The following is a 19,503-nucleotide window of genomic DNA, read 5'->3' on the forward strand; positions in this document are numbered from 1 at the left end:
AGGCAGGACGACGTGGTGGTCCGACGCAACACGTGGCAACGCGAGGCCGTGCGAGAAGCACTGGGCACGAGCGAGGGGTTCGTCAGCGCCCAGGCGCTGCACGCCCACCTGCGCGAGACCGGTATCGGCCTGGCCACGGTCTACCGGGCCCTCGCCGACCTCGCCGCCGACGGCTCGGCCGACTCGCTGCAGCAAGAAGGCGAGAGCCTCTACCGCGCCTGCACCCCGGGCACCCACCACCACCACCTGATCTGCCGCACCTGCGGCACCACGGTCGAGATCGAGGCCGACGAGGTCGAGACCTGGGCCCAGCACGTCGCCGCGACGCACGGGTTCACCGAGGCGCAGCACGTCGTCGACGTGTTCGGCCTGTGCCCCGCGTGCACGGCCGAGGCCCGCGCGGCCGCCGACGCCCCAGCATCCCGCTGAGCCGCGCCTCCTCGTCCCCGCGGTTCACGGCCCGCAGGCCACGGCACCCCGGGAGGCCCGGGTTGCGTGGGTCCGGGCGTGTCGCGTAAGCTCTTCCTTTGGTTGGGCGCTCTCTGCGCCCATGTGCACCGCCTCCCGGCACCATCGCCCGATCCTTCGATCGGGCAGGGGGACCGGCGCGCCGACAAGTGACCTTGGGTGAGGGCTCCGGCCCTCACGGTATCTACGGAGGAAAACCATGGCAGCAACCTGCCAGGTGACCGGAGCCGTTCCCGGCTTCGGGCACAACATCTCGCACTCGCACCGACGCACCAAGCGTCGTTTCGACCCGAACATCCAGAAGAAGACGTACTACGTGCCGTCGCTTCGTCGTAACGTGACGCTGCAGCTCAGCGCCAAGGGCATCAAGGTCATCGACGCCCGTGGCATCGAGTCGGTCGTCAAGGACCTGCTCGCTCGTGGGGAGAAGATCTAATGGCTCGTCAGCAGGACGTTCGTCCCATCATCAAGCTCCGCTCGACGGCGGGCACCGGTTTCACGTACGTGACCAAGAAGAACCGTCGCAACAACCCCGACCGTCTCGTGCTGAAGAAGTACGACCCGGTGATTCGCAAGCACGTCGAATTCCGCGAGGAGCGCTAAAAATGGCCAAGAAGAGCATGATCGCCAAGAACAACCAGCGCGCCGAGATCGTGGCCCGCTACGCCGAGAAGCGTCTCGAGCTGAAGAAGGCCCTGATCGACCCGAACGGTTCCGACGAGAGCCGTGAGGCCGCTCGCCTCGGCCTGCAGAAGCTGCCGCGCAACGCGTCGCCGGTCCGCCTCCGCAACCGCGACTCGGTCGACGGTCGCCCCCGTGGCCACCTCAAGGCCTACGGCATCAGCCGCGTGCGGTTCCGCGACATGGCCCACCGGGGCGAGTTGCCGGGCATCACGAAGTCTTCCTGGTAGGTTTCAACCGGTTCCACAGGGCCCTCGGCTCTCTGGTCTCGACCGCACAGGCATGGTGAACGCCGTGTCTCGTCATACCGAACGAAGTCCGAGGAGGACATTTACATGGCTGACAAGTCACTGAACCGTACCGAGCTCGTCGCAGCTGTCGCTTCCGAGTCCGGCCAGAGCCAGGCCGCCGTCAGCGGCGTCGTCGACGCGTTCTTCTCCGTCGTCTCGAAGTCGGTCGCCGACGGCACGAAGGTCACCATCCCCGGGTGGATCGCCTTCGAGAAGACGCACCGCGCCGCTCGCACCGGCCGCAACCCCCAGACGGGTGAGGCCCTCGAGATCGCCGCCAGCGACAGCGTCAAGGTCAGCGCCGGCAGCAAGCTCAAGGCTGCCGTCAAGTAGTCCTCGCTCTCACGAGCACCCGAGAAGGGGCGTGACGACCAACGGTCGTCCCGCCCCTTCTCTCGTTCCGATCACTCGACGTCGAGCGACGCCCTTCACCCCCGCCTGTTCACCAGGCGATCCGACTTACCCTGGTAGACGATGCCCAGACTCGCTCGCACCACGGCGCCCGCACTGCTCGTGCTGGTGGCGTTCGCGTCACTCCTCGCCGCGTTGCAGTTCGGCGGGGCGGCCGACGCGCCCCTCGTCGTCGACCCCGGCGAGGTCGTGCGCTACGGCCTGCCCATGGCCAAGATGCTGGGCAACATCGGGGCGGCCCTCACCATCGGCACGCTCTTCCTGACCTGCTTCGCGCTCACCCGCCGCGAGCCCGAGTACGACCGCGCGTTGGACGTCGCCGCCGCCGCCGCGGGCTTCTGGGCCGTCGCCTCGGCCGTCACCACGTTCTTCACCTTCCTCAGCGTCGCCAACGTCCCGGTCACCTTCGACGACCAGTTCGGACGCACGCTGGCGTTCTTCCTGACGAACACCGAACTCGGCACCGCCTGGCTCATCACCACGCTCGTCGCGGCGACGGTCACGGTGCTCTGCTTCGTCGTCCGCAACATCTGGTTGATCGTCGCCGTGACCGTGCTCGCCGCGGGCGGGCTCATCCCCATCGCCGAGCAGGGCCACGCGGCGGGCACGAGCGGGCACGACGCCGCCGTCACCGACCTCGCCCTGCACCTGGTCGGGGCCTCGGTCTGGCTCGGCGGCCTGCTCGCCATCGTGCTGCTCCGCGGCCACCTCTCGGGTGGGCGGCTGGCGATCGTCCTCGCGCGCTATTCGAGCGTGGCCATCGTCTGCTTCGTTGTCGTCGCGGTCTCGGGCATCGGCAGCGCCGCCATCCGCATCGGCGACTGGTCGGCCCTGACCTCGGGCTACGGAGTGCTCGTGCTGGTCAAGACGTTCGCCCTCGTCGCCTTGGGTCTGTTCGGCGTCGTGCAGCGGCGGTGGCTCGTCGGCCGCCTGGCGACCCACCCCAAGGCGACGACCAAGCTCTTCTGGTGGTTCGTCACCGCAGAGCTCGCCTTCATGGGACTCGCCTCGGGTGTCGCCGCCGCCCTCGCGCGAACGGCCACCCCGGTCGAGCAGGTCGCCGCGACCGATCTCGCCGACCCCACGCCGGCCGTGATCCTCACCGAAGAGGCGCTTCCGCCCGAGCTGACGCCCCTGCGCTACCTCACCGAGTGGAACGTCGACCTGCTCTGGGGTCTGCTCTGCGCCTTCGGTGTCTTCTTCTACCTGGCCGGCGTCGTCCGCCTGCACCGCCGCGGCGACCGCTGGCCGATCGGGCGCACCGTCTCGTGGGTGGCCGGCCTCGTCGTGCTGTTCTACATCACCTGCGGCGCCCCGAACGTCTACGAGGAGTACCTGTTCAGCACCCACATGCTGGCGCACATGGCGCTGGGGATGCTCGTCCCCGTGCTGCTCGTACCGGGTGCGCCGGTGACGCTCGCGTTGCGCACCATCACGAAGCGCGGTGACGGCACGCGCGGTGGCCGCGAGTGGATCATGATCCTCGTGCACTCGCGGGCGGCGACCGTGGTCAGCAACCCGATCGTGGCCGCGGTGCTGTTCGCCGGGTCGCTCTGGGCGTTCTACTACACGCCGCTGTTCAGCTGGGCGACGACGACCCACATCGGCCACTACTGGATGATCGTGCATTTCGTGATCACCGGGTACCTCTTCGTCCAGTCGATGATCGGCATCGACCCGGTCAAGGGCCGCTTGCCCTACCCGGCGCGGCTCGTCGTGCTGCTGGCCACGATGGCGTTCCACGCGTTCTTCGGACTGGGCATCATGAGCGCCACCGGGCTCTTCCTCGCCGACTGGTACGGCGCCATGGGTCGCACCTGGGGGCCGACTCCGATGCAGGACCAGTACGTCGCCGGTGGCATCGCGTGGAGCGTCGGCGAGATCCCCACGATCATCATGGCCATCGCCGTGGCCATCATGTGGCAGCGCAGCGACGGCCGCGAGGCGGTGCGCAAGGACCGTCAGGCCGAACGCGACGACGACGCCGAGCTCAGGGCGTACAACGAGCAGCTCGAGGCACTGTCGCACCAGCGCGAGCGCACCCGCTGACGCGAGCAGCGAAACGGCAGCGCACCGCGTCTCGTGCAGGGCACCGCAACCAGTCGGGGTGCGGTGCACGAAAGGCGGTGCGCTGGTCGGGGTCGCAGGGCACGAGCCCCCGAGGAGGCGCGGGTCGGGTCAGGCGAGCATCTCGCGGACGAGCGGCACGACCTTCGTCCCGTACAACTCGATGCTGCGCATCATGAGCTCGTGTGGCAGGCGGCCCATGCTGTACCGCATGTCGAAGCGCGTCGCGCCGAGCAGGCGCATGTTCTGAGCGATCTTCGTGGCGACGGTCTCGGGTGAGCCCACGTACAGTGCCCCGGTCGAGCTGGCGCTGGCCTCGTACTGCGCGCGGCTGTAGGGCGGCCAACCGCGTTCGCGACCGAGCTGGTTCGTCTGCTCCTCCTGGTACGGGAACAGCGCCTCCTTGGCGTCGGCGTCGGTGTCGGCCACGAAACCGGGCGAGTGCATCGCGATCGGCTGCGAGTCGTGACCGAACTCGCCGAGGGCACGCCGGTAGAGGTCGGCGTAGGGCGCGAACTGGGCGGGCTGTCCGCCGATGATCGCGAGGAAGAGCGGGAATCCGTAGTGCGCGGCGCGGATGACCGACTGCGGCGATCCGCCGACGCCGACCCAGGTGCGGATGGAGCCACCCTCGGTCTTCGGGTACACCTCTTGCGCGTCGAGGCCGGCCCGGACGGTGCCCGTCCAGGTCGTCGGGCCCTCTTTGAGCAACTCGGCGAAGAGCTGGATCTTCTCCTCGAAGAGCACCTCGTAGTCCTGCAGGTCGAGACCGAAGAGCGGGAACGACTCGGTGAACGAGCCGCGACCCAGGATGACCTCGGCACGGCCGTTCGAGATCGCGTCGACCGTGGCGAAGCGCTGGAAGACCCGCACGGGGTCGTCCGAGCTGAGCACCGTGACGGCCGAGCCCAGGCGGATCGTCTTCGTGCGGGCAGCGATCGCCGCGAGCACGACCTCGGGGGCCGAGACGGCGAAGTCCTTGCGGTGGTGCTCGCCGACTCCGATGAAGTCGAGGCCCACCTGGTCGGCCAGGACGGCCTGCTCGACCAGGTTGCGGATGGCCTCGGCGTGCGTGACCGGGCTCCCGTCGAGGCGGTCGGTGATGTCACCGAAGGTGTCGAGGCCGAACTCGAGGGGGTGTGCCATGCGTGTGCTCTCCAAATCAATACGTTCGCATCATTCTACCCGATGGGGGGCGATCACGGGAGGGGCCGTCCGGAGCGCGGACGCCCGGGTCAGAGCCGGTCGAGCCGATTCGCGGCGATGCGGTCGCGCATGCCGCCACGGATCGTCCGGGCGGCCTCGGAGCCGGGCTTCCGGTGCGCCTGGGTCGACATCAGCCCGGCGAACTCGACGCCGAAACCGTCGCGGGGCACCCGCTCGACGAGGGCTCGGACGACCTCGACCGGCCAGTCGTCGCCGCCCACCCCCGACACGTCGAGGCTCGTCGCCCGCTCGAGCAGGTGCCCCTCGACGTCGAGGTCGGGCGAGACCGCGGGCCACATGTGCCGCACGACCACGTCGACCAGCCGCTGGGCCCGCTCGGCCGACCAACCCGCCCCTGTGGCGAACACCCGGGCGACCTCGCCCCCGGCCCGCTCGAACGGCTCGGTGTGGCTGTCGAACGGTGACGCCAACCCGACGTCGTGCAAGGCCGCCGCGACGAACAGCAGCTCGTGGTCGAAGATCAGGCCCTCGCGCCGGCCGAGGTCGACGGCGAGCGCCGCCGAGCGGCGGCTGTGCGCGAACAGGGCCGGGCTCGACACGACGGCGGCGGCCTCGAGGGCACGGGAGGCGGCGAGCGAGGGAGGCGCGAGCAGCTCGTCGAGGAGGGCGGCGGTCGGTCGGGGCTCGGCGGTCATGGCAGGAACTTTATGAGTGGACAGCTCCTGCCACGAGTGGCAGTCTTGCCACGGTCCGACGACATCCCGCCACGTCGCCATCCCGCCCCGAGGAGCCCCCATGCCGTTCCGCACCGTCGCCACGATCGTCGCCGACGGCGTCGCTCCCTTCGAGTTCGGGGTGCTGTGCGAGGTGTTCGGCCTCGACCGGACCGACGAGGGCGCGCCTCCGTTCGAGCACCGCATCGTGACCGAGCGCCCGGGGCTCGTCCGCACGAACCAGGGTTTCTCGATCACGGTCGACCTCGACCTGAGCGCCGCGGCCGACGCCGACGTCATCTGCGTGCCGGCCTTGTGGAACCGGCTCGACCAGGCCGAGCTCGTCTCGCCGGCCGTGCGCGAGCTGCTGGTCGCGGCCGAGGCCCGAGGGGCGTGGTTGCTCAGCGTCTGCAGCGGGGCGTTCGTGCTGGCCGAGGCGGGACTGCTCGACGGTCGCCGCGCGACGACCCACTGGCGGTACTCGGACGCCCTGCAACGCGAGCACCCCGCGATCGACGTCGACGCCGACGTGCTCTTCGTCGAGGACCGCCGCGTCATCACGAGCGCGGGCACGGCCGCCGGTATCGACGCCTGCCTGCACCTCGTCCGTCGCGAGCACGGTGCCGCCGCCGCGAACGTGATCGCCCGGCGCATGGTCGTCCCGCCGCACCGCGACGGCGGGCAGAGCCAGTTCATCAAGACCCCCCTGCCGGTCGAGGTCGACGACTCGCTCGCACCGCTGACCGACTGGATGCTCGGGCACCTCCGCGACGACCTGAGCATCGAGGGGTTGGCCGCGAGGGCCCACATGTCGCCGCGCACCTTCGCCCGTCGGTTCAAGGCGGAGTCGGGGGCGACGCCCGGGGCGTGGCTCACCCGCCAGCGCCTCCTGCGCTCGCAAGAGCTCCTCGAGACGACCGGGCTCGGCATCGACGCGATCGCCGACGAGGTGGGCTTCGGCTCGGCCGCGGTGCTGAGGCACCACTTCGCGCGCGTGCTCGGCACCACCCCGCGCGCCTACCGCTCGACGTTCGGCGGCGTCGACGACGTGCGCGACCTCGAGCGGGCGGGTGCCGCCACCGCGTGACCGGGGTGCCCCGCTCCCTACTCGAAGGTCAGCTCGTCGGAGGTGCTGATGCGCATCAGGTACGTGACCGTGAAAGGGACGTCCTCGTCGATCGTGTAGCGCTTGCCGTCGAAGAGCGACTGGGCGCCGACGACGAGGTGGGCGGTGCCGGCCACACCGGGCACCTGCCACTGGCCCGACGGACCGGCCACGATCGAGACGACGGGGTGCACGGGGACCGTCCACGTCGGGTCGTCGGTGACCCGGTCGTCGACCTGGCGGCCGAAGGGGCAACCGGCGGGCAGCAGCACCTGCTGCGTGACGCACCGTTCGTCGAGCTGCTGGTCGACCATGTCCTGCACGGCCTGGACGAACGCGACCCGCGGCTGCACCTCGATCGACACCCCCGACGTCGCCCCCACGCTGAGCGCGTCGGCCTCGACGGTCGGCGCCTCGAGGTAACGGGACGAGTGCCCGAGTTCGAACCGCGACGGCGCGAGCACCGTGAACCGGGTCGCGACGTCGGGGGCATCGGTCGTGACGTCGCGGCCGTCCACCGTGAACCGCGGGTCGTGCTGGGGCGTCACGTCGAGCTGGGCGGTGGGCGCCTGCACGAAACGCCAGGCGTGGAACAACCCGAACCGGGTGCCGGCCCGCTGCACGACGAACTGCGACTGCGCCGGGGCCTCGGCCGTGGCCGACGTGCCCTGCATCGAGTACGAGAGGGTGATCGCGTGCGTGTCGTCGCCGAGGTCGACGTCGCCCACCTCGGCCACGTCGTCGACGCCGCCGAGCGAGGGCACCTCGAGCAACACGTCGGCCAGCTGGTCGGTCGGCGTCACACCCGCGAGGGTCAAGGCGCTCGACGTGTCGCCACGGTCGACCGCGGCCACGTAGCCGCGCGCGAACCCGGCGGCGCTGTAGACGGTGGCGTTGAGCGCCACGACGGTGACCCAGAAACCGATCAGCACGAAGAGCAGCGCTCCACCCCAGATCGCGACGAACGGCCAGCCGAGCGGTGAGCGCGTCCCCTCCCCCACAGACGACGACATGACGACAACAATAGGAGGCGCGGGTCACGAACTCCCGAGCGTCACCGGCGTCGCGGGTAGATTGGTGACCTCCCCCCACCCCCTCCCGAAAGGTGCTCGTCGTCGTGAGCGTGGCCCTCTCCGCCGAACAGCAGGCGCTGTACGACGCGATCGAGAACACCCGCGAGCACATCTTCGTCACGGGGCGGGCCGGCACGGGCAAGTCGACGTTGCTGAACCACCTGTCGTGGAACACCTCGAAGCAGATCGTCATCTGTGCCCCCACCGGCGTCGCGGCGCTCAACGTCGGGGGCCAGACGATCCACTCGCTGTTCCGCCTCTCGGTGGGGCTGATCGCCGACCACGACATCGAGCAGAACGCCGAGCTGCGCAAGCTGCTGAACACCATCGACACGCTCGTCATCGACGAGGTCTCGATGGTCAACGCCGACCTGATGGACGCGATCGACCGCTCGCTGCGCCAGGCCCGCCAACGCAAGCACGAGCCGTTCGGCGGCGTGCAGGTCGTGCTCTTCGGCGACCCCTACCAGCTGCCCCCGGTACCGGGTGACGCCGAAGAGCGCGAGTACTTCCGCGACAACTACCGCTCGATGTGGTTCTTCGACGCCAAGGTGTGGGCCGAGGCGAGCCTGCGCATCTACGAGCTGGCGTTCATCCACCGGCAGACCGAGGGCGACTTCAAAGAGATGCTCAACGCCGTGCGGCACGGTCGGGTCACGGCCGAGATCGCCGGGGCGCTGAACGGCGCCGGCGCCCGACCGGTGCCGACCGACGGCGGGGCCATCACCCTGGCCACACGCAACGACACCGTCAACCGCATCAACAAGGTCGAACTCGACCGACTGTCGGGCAAGGTGATGACCGCCAAGGCCGAGGTCAGCGGCGAGTTCGGCGGGCGTGCCTACCCGGCCGACGAGGCCCTCGAGCTCAAGGTCGGGGCCCGGGTGATGTTCCTCCGCAACGACTCCGAGCAGCGGTGGGTCAACGGCACCACGGGCGTCGTCACCCGGGTGCGCGACACCGTCTTCGTCGAGGTCGACGGCGAGGTGCACGAGGTGCAGCCCGTCGTGTGGGAGAAGCACAAGTACTCGTACTCGGCGACCACCAAGCAGCTCAAGAAAGACGTCGTGGCCGAGTTCACGCAGTTCCCGCTGCGGCTCGCCTGGGCCGTCACGATCCACAAGTCCCAGGGCAAGACCTACGACCGGGCCATCGTCGACCTCGGCTCGAGGGTGTTCAGCGCGGGGCAGACCTACGTCGCCCTGAGCCGCATCACCTCGCTCGAGGGTCTCTACCTGTCTCGCCCGCTCCGGCCTGCCGACATCATCGTCGACCTCGACGTCCGCCGCTTCATGAGTGAGGCGTCGCGCGTGCCGGCGATCAAGGCCGCCACCGACGCCGGCGTCCAGGACGACGCCACGGCCGCCACGGCCGCCACGGGTTGAGCGTTCGCCTCACGGCTCCGGCCTGACCGCTGCGACCCGACCGCTGCGGATCAGGCAGCGGCCTTCGCGGCGGCGAGGTCGGCGAACAGCTCGGTGCTGAACCGGTACGCGGCGCAGACCTCGTCGAGCACGTGTTCCCGCTCGTCGGCCGACCAGGCGACCGAGTCGAGCTGACGCCGGTACGTCGTCTTGAACGACTTCGGTTCGGCGATCTCGGCGAACAGGAAGAACCCGACTCCGTTCGTGTCGAACCCGAACCGGCGTTGCAGGATGCTGCGGATCAGGTGCCCGCCCGACAGATCGCCGAGGCACCGCGTGTAGTGGTGCGCGATGAACCCGCCGGCCCAGGTCGAGGCGAGCTCGATGCGGTCGACGTACGCCCGGGTGCTCGGCAGCGGCGAGACCAGCGCGCGCCACTCGTCGCCGAGCAGGAACGCCAGGTCGGCCTCGATGGCGGGCAGCCGGGTCAGACCCGGGGCGAGGAACGGTGCCACGACGACGTCGCCCGACCAGCGCTCGGCGGCGTCCTCGAGGGCGGCGTAGACGAAGTAGTGCTGGGCGAGCAGCTGCACGTAGTCGTCGCGCGTGCCGCGGCCGATCAGCAGGTCGGTCATGAACGTGCAGCCGACGTCGGCGGGGACACGCTCGGCCGTACGCTCGCGCACCGCCTCGGAGAAGGGGATGACGACGGTCATGGGGCGCACCTCCTGGGGTGACCTGGGTTAGGTGACCCTAACCCTAGCCAGGGAGGCGCGGTGCCGGTAGCCCCCGGGACCGATCCCGGCGCACACGCAGGTGCATCACGGCCCGCTGCGAGGCGGGGCATGCCCCGGCAGGATCAGCGGCGACGACGCTCGGCACCCACGGCGGTCGCGAGCAGCAGCAGACCACCGGCGAGGTGAGTGACGTTGTCACCGAGGTTGAACGCCAAGAAGTTGACGTCGGTGCCCTCGAGGAAGAACCCGGCGACGCCGAAGACCACGAAGACCAGGCCGACCACGGTGTTGATGTAGCGGGCGCTCGCCCGCGACGACGCACCCGCGATGATCAGCGCGGCGCCGGCCAGCACCCAGACGACGACCAGCGCCGGGTTGAGGTTCCAGACGAACCAGAGCGAGGCGCCCTGCGGGGAGAAGAAGGTGCCCATGTCCTCGACGAGGAACCCGATGGCCCCGAGCACCAGGAAGACCGTCCCGACGAACAGGCCGGCCCCGCGGTTGGGCGACTCGCGGATGGTCGGCTCGTAGGGAGCCGGGGTCGCCGTGGTCGTGGTGCCGTGGGTGCTGCTCATGGGGGTGCCTCTCGTCGGTCCGGTCGCTGTCCAGTATGCCCGCCACCCGCGGCGGGCCGCCCGAGCCGGACGGGCGCGTGGCTGGCAGGATCGTCCCCATGACCCCGATGCCCCTCCGCCTGGTCGTGGCGATCAACCCCGGTGCGTCCGCCGGCGGCCGCACGCACCTCGTCGACGGGATGCTCGCCGTGTTGCGGGAGGCAGGCCACACCGTCGTGCCGCTCACCGAGTCGAGCTACGACGACCTCGTGGCCGCTGCACACCGCGAGCTCGATCCCGAGCGCGGCGAGCGCCCCGACGCGCTGATCGTCGTCGGCGGCGACGGCATGGTGAACCTCGGGGCGAACCTCGTCGCGGGCACCGACGTGCCGCTGGGACTGGTGCCGACGGGCACCGGCAACGACACGGCCCGCGCCTTCGGGCTGCCCCACGACGACGCCGAGGCGGCCACGCGCCTCCTGGTCCGGCTGCTCGAGAGTGAGCCGACCACCATCGACGCCGGACGCGTGCTGCAGGCCGACGGCCGTGCCACCTGGTTCGCCTGCATGGTGTCGGCCGGCTTCGACGCCGTCGTCAACGAGCGGGCCAACCGGTTGAGCTGGCCGAAGGGGCGCCGCCGGTACGACGTCGCCCTCGCGATCGAGCTGGTGCGCCTGCCGAGGATCTCGTACCGACTCGAGCTCGACGGCGTCGCCACGACCGTCGAGGGCACCCTGATCTCGATCGGCAACGGCCAGTCCCTCGGCGGGGGCATGAAGGTCACCCCGGACGCCGTGCTCGACGACGGGCTGCTCGACGTGCTCGTGGTCGAGCGGCTCACCCGGTGGCAGTTCGTGCGGTTGTTCCCGAGCGTGTTCCGCGGCACCCACCTGAGCCACCCGAACGTCACGGTGCACCGGGTGCGTCGTGCCGTCGTCGAGGCCGACGGGGTCGCCGCCTACGCGGACGGCGAGCGCGTCGGGCCGCTGCCCGTCACGGTCGAGGTCGTTCCCGGCGCCCTGCACGTGTACGCCGCGATCGGGCGCTGACCTCAGCCGCGGTGCAGCGTCTCGCGGGGATACTCGCCGAACCGCTGCTGGTACGCGGCCGAGAACCGACCGAGGTGGGCGAAGGCCCAGTGCCGGGCCACGTCGGCGACGGTCGTGGAGTCCGGGGGGGCCGCCCGGAGGGCCTCGTGCACGCGCTCGAGCCGGATCTCGCGCAGGTACGCCGTGGGCGTGGTGTCGAGGTGCCGACTGAACGCCTGCTGCAGTCCTCGAGGCGTGAGCCCCGCCTCCCGGGCGATGTCGACGGCCGAGATGGGCAGGTGGGCGCTCGCGTGCATGTACTCGACGGCCAGACGCAGGCTCGCGTTACGCGGCGCGAGCAGGGCCGCGGGCATCGGAGTCGAGGTGTGGACGAAGGTGTCGAGCAGGGCGCCGGCGGCGAGTCGGGCCATCTCGGTGCGCATCAGGTCGCTGGGTTCGCCCGATCCCAGGTAGACACGGCCGATCAAGCGCACGGTCGCGTGCCAGGCCTGCACCGCAGCCGACGAGACGGGGGCAGCGTGGTCGAAGCGGATCGTGCCGGGCATGATGCCGTACCGCTCGGCCGCCACCTCGTCCACGACGGACTTCGACAGGTGCAGCAGACTCTGGTTGACGTCCTCGGTGGTGAACTCGAACTCGCGCCCCTCGGGGAAGAGGATCGGCCGCCCGACGGCGCCGGCCACCTCGTCGCGACCGTTGTCGACGGTCGAACGCCCGTCGAGCAGCCAGTGCACGACGTGCTCGTCGCCCGCCGCCGCCTGGCCGTCGACGCGGCCCATGAACATCGTGGAGCGCAAGGTCATCGCCCCGTCACCGACGATGGTGTGGCGGAACTCGAAAGGCGCCTCGGACGGGGCGACGTGGAAGCCACGACCGTTGTAACCGGCCTGCAGGATGGCGACGGCCTCGTCGAGATCGCGTCCGCGCGCGTCGAAGCGCATCTTGTCGTCCCGGGCAGCCATCTCACCGAATTGTTGCACGCACTCCAAAGCCCGCACCAGTCATTCCGAGGGGGGTTGACAAGTGCGTACCGTGCCTGTCGACCCCGGCCCGCGCCGCACCTGCGCTCGGCAACTCCTGACCCGTGCTGCGGCCGCGGCGGACCGAGCGGCGCGACGAGCACGTCCAGCACGTGAGGGAGGATTTGCCGACCGGAGGCCCGGGCGGCCCGCGGGAACGTCGCCTCGGCCCCTCCGACGCCTCCTCCCCAAGGGAAACGTCTGGCACCCTCTGAACACGCGCGGAGGCGTGCTCGACGAGGGAGTCCGTCTTCTCGCCACGCTCGTGTGGCATGACCACGATCGCCGAACTCGTCTCGTCCGCCGGGGGACTCCTCCACAAACACGACCTCGTCGCATCCGGTGCCACCGACCGGCATCTGACGGTCGCGGTTCGTTCCCGCACCGTCAGCAGGCCCCGGCGTGGGTGGTACTCCACCTGGGCGCCTGAGGACCCTCGATACATCGCGGTCGCCGTGGGTGGTCGACTCACCGGTGCGTCCGCGTTGCACCAGTTGGGCGCGTGGTCGTGGTCCCGGCCGCCGGTGACGGTGTCGGTCCCCGTGACGGCTTCGCGGCTGCGGCGCCGGCGCGGAGTGCGGGTCGTGTGGGATGCACTCGAGATCAGTGGTCGCGGTTCGACCTGGTCCGTCGACCCCCGTGACGCTCTTGCCCGGGCGGTGGTCGAGACCCGATCATTCGAGGATGCGGTGATCCTCGTCGACTGGGCCAGGCGGGTCGGCATCGTCGAGGGAGACGACGACGCAGCCGAAGTGCTGTCCCGAAAACGGGCAGACGCCGCCGGTCTCGTGGCGTGGAGCGACTCCGGCGCCGAGAGCATCCTCGAGAGCGCGGCGGGCACGAGGCTCCGGCAGGCAGGGCATCACGTCGTCCGCCAGGTGCCCATCCCCGGAACGCCGAAGATCATCGACATGGTGATCGACGGCATCATCGGTCTCGAGACGGACGGGCGCCTGCATCATGAGACACGCTTCGACAAGGACCGCCTGAAAGATGCCGACATAGCTCGCGACGGGCGGGTCCCGTTCCGGGCAGGGACGGTGATGGTGCGGGACATGTGGGAGGCGACGGCCGGCGCGATCAGGACTCTCATCCGCACAGCGGGCGGGCCGCGGCCCGTCGTGGGTGTCGGCAACTCCTCCCTGCCGCGAGTGCTCGGACCGAGGGGGCGGAGAACCTGGCGGCTCGCCCCACCCCGGCGACGCGCGGGTCAGGAGTTGCCGATGATGGCAGGGTGACGAGGGGCGCAGGACGGAACGGGGCCGTGGCAGCACGTGCCACCGCGAGCGGGTTCGCAGCCGGCGCGCCTACGGTCGACCGCATGAGCCTCGACGACATCACCCTGACCACGATCCGCGGCGAGTCCACCACGTTCGGCGCCTACTCCGACAAGGTGGTGATGGTCGTGAACGTGGCCTCGCGCTGCGGCCTCGCACCGCAGTACGAGAAGCTCGAGGCGTTGCAGAAGCACTACGGCGAACAGGGCTTCACGGTGCTGGGCTTCCCCAGCAACCAGTTCTTCCAGGAGCTCTCGAGCGGCGAGGCCATCGAGGAGTACTGCTCGGCGACCTGGGGCGTGACCTTCCCGATGATGGAGAAGGTCAAGGTCAACGGCCGTGGCGAGCACCCGCTCTATACCGAGCTGAAGAAGGCCGCCGACGTCGACGGCAAGGCCGGTCGCGTCAAGTGGAACTTCGAGAAATTCGTGATCACCCCTGGCGGCGCGGTGCACCGCTTCCGTCCGACGACCGAGCCGGACGCCCCCGAGGTCGTCGCGGTCATCGAGGAGGCGCTGGCCGGCTGAGCGAGGAAACCCTCGGCGTCAGCGCCCCGCCTTGAAGTGGGCGGTGACCCCGGTCGCCGTCAGCACGCCGGCGTTCCAGACCTGGGTGCTGTCGAGCGATCCGGCGAAGTAGTTGCTGCTCGGTGCCGAGGTCCAGCCCGACAGCGGCAGCTGACCGATGCGCCACCAGCCGGTGTACGCCTGGGCGCTCTTGGTGGCCGGGTCGACGGCCACGCTCTTCCCGTCGACGTAGAGGGTCATGCCGTTCGTGCTCGAGAGCGTCGCGACGACGTGGTGCCACGCTCCGTCGTTGTACGACAGCGGTGAGACGACCGTCTTGACGGCGTTCGGGTAGACGCCGAAGACGAGCTTGCCCGCGTTCGTCATGTAGAGATGCCGGTCGTAGTTGCCGGGGGCGCCCGCCTGCGAGTTCGAGAAGCCGACGAGCTCGCCACCGGCGGTCGTCTTCGTCCTGACCCAGGTCTCGATCGTGAAGTTGTTCGAGCCGGTGAACGACGTCGGGGTGGTGACCTGACCGCTGGCACCGTCGAGCGTCAGGTACGGGCTGTCGTCGGGCGCGCACGAACCGGCGGTGAACGACGCACCCCCGACCAGGGTGCCGGGTCGAGCGTTGCCCGAGCTGTCGGCGGCCGTCGGTCCCGACACCTCGCTGTAGGCGAAGGCGAAGTCGGGCTTGTCGCTGAACGTCTCGGTGAGGCACTCGTAGGTGCCGGCCGTGAACTTCGACGTCGGGTTCGCCGCCGACGCGGCGAACGCGGCGTGCGAACCGCCCGAGACGACCAGGGTGAGCGCGAGACCGCCGCCGATCGCCGCCAGGCCGATCGCGCCTCCTGCGGTCCTGAGGCGACGGAGGCGCCGCTCGCGTCGTCGCTGCGCACGACGGCCGGTCGAGGCGGTCACCCGCGGCGACGCGGTGCGCTCGTCGCGCTCGTCGCGCAGCAGGTACCGGTCGTTCCGACTCAGCAGGACGACGAGGATCAACAGCCCGCCGGTCACCAGCAGGTGGCCGTACTGGTGGGCGGCCGCCCACACGAAGGGCGTGCCGACGTAGGGGACGCGGAGGAAGCCGACGCCGATCACGGCGCTGCGGTCGATCGGCGTCGAGTCGGCGCTCGGGTTGGCGTCGCCCTTGGTGACGATCTGCCCGGCCCGGCCGTCGTCGGAGTAGCGGTGCAGACGCAGGTGCCCGGCCTGGTCGGGGTCGTCGAAGAGCAGGACCTGGCCACGGTGGACGTCTGACGTCGCCACCGGCTTCGCGACGACGACGTCGCCGGGGTGGATGCGAGGCTCCATCGAGCCGGTCATCACGGTGGTGGGGCTCCAGCCGAGGGCCGCGGGGGCGGCGGCGTAGACCATCAGGCCGAGCAGCGAGTAGAGCACGACGCGCGAGGCGGTGCCGAGGGCGAGGCGCGTCCAGTCGAGCCACGAGCGAGAGGCACCCACGGGCACGGTGATCGAGGCCGTGGCCGCGGCGGCGGGCCGCAGCTTCAGGTCGATCGTGCTCATGGGTGCCTCTGTTCGGGGGTGGTGCGGTGTCGGGCCGCCTGGTGCTGTGGTGCGGTGTGGCGGGGGGAGGGATCAGCCGGGGGTGGGGCCTCAGCTGTTCTGGGCCTCCCACGTGAGGCCGAGGCTCGCGGTGCCGCCCTGGGTCGTGTTGGGGGCGGTGTTCGAGACGGTGTAGTTCACCTGGTAGGTGCGGGTCTCGGACGCGGTGCCGGTCGGAGCCCAGGTGCCGACGCCGTTGGAGTAGTTGGTGTAGCTCGTGCCGAAGGCGGCCAGCGTGCCGCTGTAGAGACTCGAACCCGACGAGAGCGGGGTGAAGCCGGTGCACGAGCCGAAGCCGCCGCCGGTGCCCTGCACGACGCTCAGCGTGATGTTCGACGCGAGGTTGTTGGTCGTGGCGGCGCCCGTGCCGTACAGCTTGACGGCCGAGGCGAGCGAGCCGGTGCTGGTGACGGCGATGCAGTTGCTGCCGGTCTGGCCGGGCTTGAGGTTCGTGGCGGTGAAGAGGGCGGTGTTGCTGTCGTCGTCGGTCAGGGCGACGGTGCCGGCGGTCCAGTTGCTGGTGGGGTTGACCGTGGTCGACGAGAAGGCCGAGTACGACGCGGTCGAGACGACGATTCCCGAGGCGACGAGTGCGGCGGGGATGGCGATCCAGGCGGCGATGCGGGCGATGCGGGGGGTGGGACGGGACATGGTGTGCTCCAGGGCGAGAGGGTGGAAGAGGGGAGGTCGGGGGCCACTCCGGCGAGGTGGTTCAGGGGCTTCGCCGGTGAGACGCTCACCACTCGAACCGTTCTGATTTCGAGTGATCGTTGTTCTCAAGTGGTACGGCAATCAAATTACTTGGAACCCGAGAGGCTTGCAAGGCGAACGATGTCCCCAGTGGTGGGGGTGTCACGATCGTCGAGATTCTTGTTGACTGAGCCGGTGCCATGGACGGCACGCGACCTGCGTCACGGAGGACCCCTTGCTCGTCACGACCCCCATTGCCACCGGCCCCACCGACCTCGGCCTCACCGCCACCGGCCCCGCCGACCTCGGGCGCCTGCTCGACTCGTTCCGACTGTTGATGCTGAACCACTCCCGGGTGCTCGACCACCAAGGCGACCTCTTCGGGCTGGGTGACACCGACATCCGGTTCCTCTTCTACGTGTGGGCCACCGGCGACCTGGTCACGCCCAAGCGCGCGGCCGAGCACCTCGACCTCTCGTCGGGCGCGATGACGAACCTCGTCGACCGCCTCGTCGACGCCGGGCACCTCGACCGCCGCCGGAACCCCGACGACCGTCGCAGCGTCATCGTCAGCCGCACGCCGCGCGGCGTCGAGGTCACGACCGCCATCGCCACCGCCTACGGCGCCGCGTTCGCCGAGGCCGTGCCGGCGTCACAGCAGCGCGCCCTCGCCGACACGCTGCTCGACCTCGGCCGGGCGTTCGACCGCCACGGGCTCGGCGCCGCCCCGGAGACCTCCGCCGCGGCCTGACGCGTCCCGATCCGACCCGAGGACGTCACCGTGTGGACGGTCCGCTACGGGATCAGGCGGCGCAGGCGGGCGGCGTCGGCCAGGTCGGCCCGGAACCGGTCGAGCGTCGACAGCGTGTAGAGCCCGTCGATCTGCTGGTCGACCCACAGCTGGTGGATGCGCTTGAGGTCGGCCTGGCGGCTCTTCCAGCCGATGCCGTCGATCACGGCCATCACGGTCTGCCGCGGCAGCCGCACGTCGGCCATCTCCTCGATCTCGCGCACCGCGTCGGTCAGCTTCGAACCGGTCGAGTCGAAGCCCTTCGCCGCGACCACGATCGCCGGCTCGGCGGCCGACGGGATCACGAGGTCGCACGGCGCCGTGCGGTTCGCCCGGCCGGTGAAGCGCGTCCGCGTGCCGCAGGCCAACCCGAGGTCGCGGGCGATGGCCTCGATCTCGTCCTCGAGTCGGCGGCCCGACACACCGGCACGGATCGCCGACGCCCGGGTGCCGGCCCGTGCCGCGAGCAGGTCGCCGAAGTCGTAGGTGCGGTGCCGTTGCGACGCGACCAGGCGCACGAGCTCGAACTCGTCGTCGAGGTGGGCGACCAGTTCGTCGGCCCGCCCCCGCGCGAGCGTGAGCCAGCTCGGGGTGTCGAAGGCGTGCCGCAGCGAGTTGCGCAGCTTCTCTTGCGACAGCCCGACGGCCAGGCCGAGGGCCGGCACCCACGCCGGGTGCTGCCGGGCCCACTCGGCCAGGTGGTCGCGGTCGACGACGGGCAGCTCCCCGAGACTCGCCGCGGCCCGGGCGAGGTCGGCCGCCGCCGCCGAGGGGGCGGTCGGGTCGACGTGCGGGGTCATGCGGCCGAGCGACGCCAGGTACTCGTCGAAGGTGGGGATCGTCATGGTCAGTCCCTCCCGACGAAGACGTACTCGGTGGCCGCCGTGCGGGTCGCCGCACGGTGCGTGCCGAAGCTGTAGGTGTGGTCGACCACGTGCACCTCGACGTGCGGCTTGACCGTCCGCATCAGCTGCTCGATGCGCTCGCGGCTCGGCACGGCGTTCGACGAGTACGAGAGCACGAGCGCCCCGGCGTCCGCGAACTGCTCGAAGGTGCGCACGAGGGCGTCGTCCACCGTGCGCGGGTAGGCGAACGGTGTGAAGAGCTTGGCGATCTTCTTGGTCTTGGTCTCGGTCATGATCGTCTGCCCCCGCCAGTACACGGCCAGCCCCTGCAGGACGTGGTACCGCTTCATGTAGTCCGCGTCGTCCCGAGGAGGCGCGTAGGGCGGATCGAGGTACACCAGGTCGGCGGGCGGTCGCCTCAGGTCGACCACGTCGCCCTCGACGGCCTCGTGGGCGAGCCCGTCGTCGAAGACGGTCGCGCCGTACGCCCGGACGGCCGCCCGGAACTGCTCGGCCATGGTCAGCCGAAGGTCGCGGCGCCCGTCGTCGTAGCGCGTCCCGGTGAAGGTGAAGACACCGCGCGGCTGCTTGCGCGCCGCGGCCAGCACGAGGCCCGCGATCGCGAGGTCGCGCTCGGCGCCGTCGAGCCGGTCGACGTGCGACCAGGCCGAGTCGAGGAAGGCCCGGTCGTCGGCCGAGAAGAAGACGCCGTCGAAGGTGCGGCGGACGAGGTCGCGGTCGTCGGCGGCCGGACCGCAGATCTCGTCCACGAGGTCGTCCGACAGCGTCGTCGACCCGTTGACGACGGAGGCGCGGGCGATGACCGCGGGGAAGGCCAGGAAGTCGTTGCTCACGACCTGGCGACCGTGCGCCTTCATCAGGTACGAGACGACGCCCGACCCGCTGAAGGCGTCGATCGCGGTCGAGGGCCGGACCGCGCCTCCTGCGCCGTCGGGGTCGCCGACCGGCACGGGCGCCACGCGTGAGAAGACGTCGTGCAGCACGGGCAGCAGGGCGTACTTCGAGCCCATGTAGCGCAGGCGCGGGAAGGCGGCGACGCGCGAGGGGACGGGACCGGCGGTGGTGGCCTCACCCACGTCGGCGGGCACGAGCTCGATGGTCACCGGGCAA

General features: G+C 70.6%; 22 protein-coding genes. 12 read left to right on the forward strand and 10 right to left on the reverse strand.

Going from position 1 to position 19,503, the window contains the following annotated elements; all coding sequences use genetic code 11:
• Positions 1-15: 15 nt before the first annotated feature.
• The 6 genes from EDF50_RS15790 (at position 16) to EDF50_RS15815 (ending at position 3,899) form a co-directional block, all read left to right on the forward strand.
• Positions 16-429 (forward strand): Fur family transcriptional regulator, encoded by a 414-nt coding sequence (locus tag EDF50_RS15790; protein ID WP_123520458.1) that lies wholly within the window; start codon positions 16-18, stop codon positions 427-429.
• Positions 430-667: 238 nt separating this feature from the next.
• A complete protein-coding gene (rpmB, locus tag EDF50_RS15795) occupies positions 668-904 on the forward strand; it encodes a 50S ribosomal protein L28 (protein WP_043595945.1) in 237 nt (78 codons plus the stop codon).
• A complete protein-coding gene (rpmG, locus tag EDF50_RS15800; RefSeq protein WP_043595944.1) occupies positions 904-1,071 on the forward strand; it encodes a 50S ribosomal protein L33 in 168 nt (55 codons plus the stop codon). Before rpmB ends, rpmG begins: the two co-directional genes overlap by 1 nt.
• 2 nt (positions 1,072-1,073) lie before the next feature.
• Positions 1,074-1,379 carry a 30S ribosomal protein S14 gene (rpsN, locus tag EDF50_RS15805; protein WP_043595941.1) on the forward strand — a complete coding sequence of 102 codons (306 nt, stop codon included), beginning with the start codon at positions 1,074-1,076 and terminating at the stop codon, positions 1,377-1,379.
• 105 nt (positions 1,380-1,484) lie between these two features.
• Positions 1,485-1,772 (forward strand): HU family DNA-binding protein, encoded by a 288-nt coding sequence (locus EDF50_RS15810; RefSeq protein ID WP_043595940.1) that lies wholly within the window; start codon positions 1,485-1,487, stop codon positions 1,770-1,772.
• Positions 1,773-1,913: 141 nt separating this feature from the next.
• Complete coding sequence (locus tag EDF50_RS15815) at positions 1,914-3,899, forward strand: cytochrome c oxidase assembly protein (protein WP_123520459.1); 1,986 nt, start codon at positions 1,914-1,916, stop codon at positions 3,897-3,899.
• A 129-nt stretch (positions 3,900-4,028) separates the two neighbouring features.
• Here the strand turns inward: EDF50_RS15815 and EDF50_RS15820 are convergent, their stop codons facing one another.
• Together EDF50_RS15820 and EDF50_RS15825 are read right to left on the reverse strand one after the other, a co-directional pair.
• A complete protein-coding gene (locus EDF50_RS15820; protein WP_123520460.1) occupies positions 4,029-5,063 on the reverse strand; it encodes an LLM class flavin-dependent oxidoreductase in 1,035 nt (344 codons plus the stop codon).
• 89 nt (positions 5,064-5,152) lie between these two features.
• Positions 5,153-5,779, reverse strand: coding sequence for an HD domain-containing protein (locus tag EDF50_RS15825; protein WP_123520461.1), 627 nt, complete (start codon positions 5,777-5,779; stop codon positions 5,153-5,155).
• A gap of 100 nt (positions 5,780-5,879) precedes the next feature.
• On the opposite strand from EDF50_RS15825, the gene EDF50_RS15830 reads away from it, so the two are divergent.
• Entirely contained in the window at positions 5,880-6,884 is a 1,005-nt protein-coding gene (locus EDF50_RS15830; protein ID WP_123520462.1) for a GlxA family transcriptional regulator, read from the forward strand.
• Between the two features lie 17 nt (positions 6,885-6,901).
• Here EDF50_RS15830 and EDF50_RS15835 read toward each other — a convergent pair whose 3' ends face one another.
• A complete protein-coding gene (locus EDF50_RS15835) occupies positions 6,902-7,915 on the reverse strand; it encodes a hypothetical protein (protein WP_148076859.1) in 1,014 nt (337 codons plus the stop codon).
• A 104-nt stretch (positions 7,916-8,019) separates the two neighbouring features.
• On the opposite strand from EDF50_RS15835, the gene EDF50_RS15840 reads away from it, so the two are divergent.
• On the forward strand, positions 8,020-9,360 hold the full coding sequence (locus EDF50_RS15840; RefSeq protein ID WP_199738828.1) for an ATP-dependent RecD-like DNA helicase: 1,341 nt from the start codon (positions 8,020-8,022) through the stop codon (positions 9,358-9,360).
• A 50-nt stretch (positions 9,361-9,410) separates the two neighbouring features.
• Here EDF50_RS15840 and EDF50_RS15845 read toward each other — a convergent pair whose 3' ends face one another.
• Positions 9,411-10,055 carry a heme oxygenase (biliverdin-producing) gene (locus tag EDF50_RS15845; protein WP_123520465.1) on the reverse strand — a complete coding sequence of 215 codons (645 nt, stop codon included), beginning with the start codon at positions 10,053-10,055 and terminating at the stop codon, positions 9,411-9,413.
• A 143-nt stretch (positions 10,056-10,198) separates the two neighbouring features.
• Positions 10,199-10,651 (reverse strand): DUF4383 domain-containing protein, encoded by a 453-nt coding sequence (locus EDF50_RS15850; RefSeq protein WP_123520466.1) that lies wholly within the window; start codon positions 10,649-10,651, stop codon positions 10,199-10,201.
• 98 nt (positions 10,652-10,749) lie between these two features.
• On the opposite strand from EDF50_RS15850, the gene EDF50_RS15855 reads away from it, so the two are divergent.
• Positions 10,750-11,679 carry a diacylglycerol kinase family protein gene (locus EDF50_RS15855; protein WP_123520467.1) on the forward strand — a complete coding sequence of 310 codons (930 nt, stop codon included), beginning with the start codon at positions 10,750-10,752 and terminating at the stop codon, positions 11,677-11,679.
• 2 nt (positions 11,680-11,681) lie between these two features.
• Here the strand turns inward: EDF50_RS15855 and EDF50_RS15860 are convergent, their stop codons facing one another.
• Complete coding sequence (locus tag EDF50_RS15860; RefSeq protein ID WP_123520468.1) at positions 11,682-12,641, reverse strand: helix-turn-helix domain-containing protein; 960 nt, start codon at positions 12,639-12,641, stop codon at positions 11,682-11,684.
• Positions 12,642-12,970: 329 nt separating this feature from the next.
• Between EDF50_RS15860 and EDF50_RS15865 the strand changes: the two genes are divergently transcribed.
• Both EDF50_RS15865 and EDF50_RS15870 read left to right on the forward strand, forming a co-directional pair.
• Positions 12,971-13,936 (forward strand): glycyl-tRNA synthetase, encoded by a 966-nt coding sequence (locus EDF50_RS15865; protein ID WP_123520469.1) that lies wholly within the window; start codon positions 12,971-12,973, stop codon positions 13,934-13,936.
• A gap of 83 nt (positions 13,937-14,019) precedes the next feature.
• On the forward strand, positions 14,020-14,502 hold the full coding sequence (locus EDF50_RS15870; protein WP_123520470.1) for a glutathione peroxidase: 483 nt from the start codon (positions 14,020-14,022) through the stop codon (positions 14,500-14,502).
• Positions 14,503-14,520: 18 nt separating this feature from the next.
• Here the strand turns inward: EDF50_RS15870 and EDF50_RS15875 are convergent, their stop codons facing one another.
• Both EDF50_RS15875 and EDF50_RS15880 read right to left on the reverse strand, forming a co-directional pair.
• Positions 14,521-16,008 carry a signal peptidase I gene (locus EDF50_RS15875; RefSeq protein ID WP_123520471.1) on the reverse strand — a complete coding sequence of 496 codons (1,488 nt, stop codon included), beginning with the start codon at positions 16,006-16,008 and terminating at the stop codon, positions 14,521-14,523.
• 90 nt (positions 16,009-16,098) lie between these two features.
• Positions 16,099-16,698, reverse strand: coding sequence for a hypothetical protein (locus EDF50_RS15880; RefSeq protein ID WP_123520472.1), 600 nt, complete (start codon positions 16,696-16,698; stop codon positions 16,099-16,101).
• 274 nt (positions 16,699-16,972) lie between these two features.
• Between EDF50_RS15880 and EDF50_RS15885 the strand changes: the two genes are divergently transcribed.
• The gene (locus EDF50_RS15885) at positions 16,973-17,488 is read left to right on the forward strand and encodes a MarR family winged helix-turn-helix transcriptional regulator (RefSeq protein ID WP_123520473.1); all 516 of its coding nucleotides are present in this window, start codon (positions 16,973-16,975) and stop codon (positions 17,486-17,488) included.
• 44 nt (positions 17,489-17,532) lie between these two features.
• Here the strand turns inward: EDF50_RS15885 and EDF50_RS15890 are convergent, their stop codons facing one another.
• Together EDF50_RS15890 and EDF50_RS15895 are read right to left on the reverse strand one after the other, a co-directional pair.
• Positions 17,533-18,372, reverse strand: coding sequence for a hypothetical protein (locus EDF50_RS15890; protein WP_123520474.1), 840 nt, complete (start codon positions 18,370-18,372; stop codon positions 17,533-17,535).
• A gap of 2 nt (positions 18,373-18,374) precedes the next feature.
• Positions 18,375-19,496 carry a DNA adenine methylase gene (locus tag EDF50_RS15895; RefSeq protein WP_233570678.1) on the reverse strand — a complete coding sequence of 374 codons (1,122 nt, stop codon included), beginning with the start codon at positions 19,494-19,496 and terminating at the stop codon, positions 18,375-18,377.
• Between the last annotated feature and the right edge of the window lie 7 nt (positions 19,497-19,503).

Origin of the sequence: Frigoribacterium sp. PhB24 (assembly GCF_003755185.1) — a bacterium.
In the GTDB taxonomy this organism is placed as follows: domain Bacteria; phylum Actinomycetota; class Actinomycetes; order Actinomycetales; family Microbacteriaceae; genus Frigoribacterium.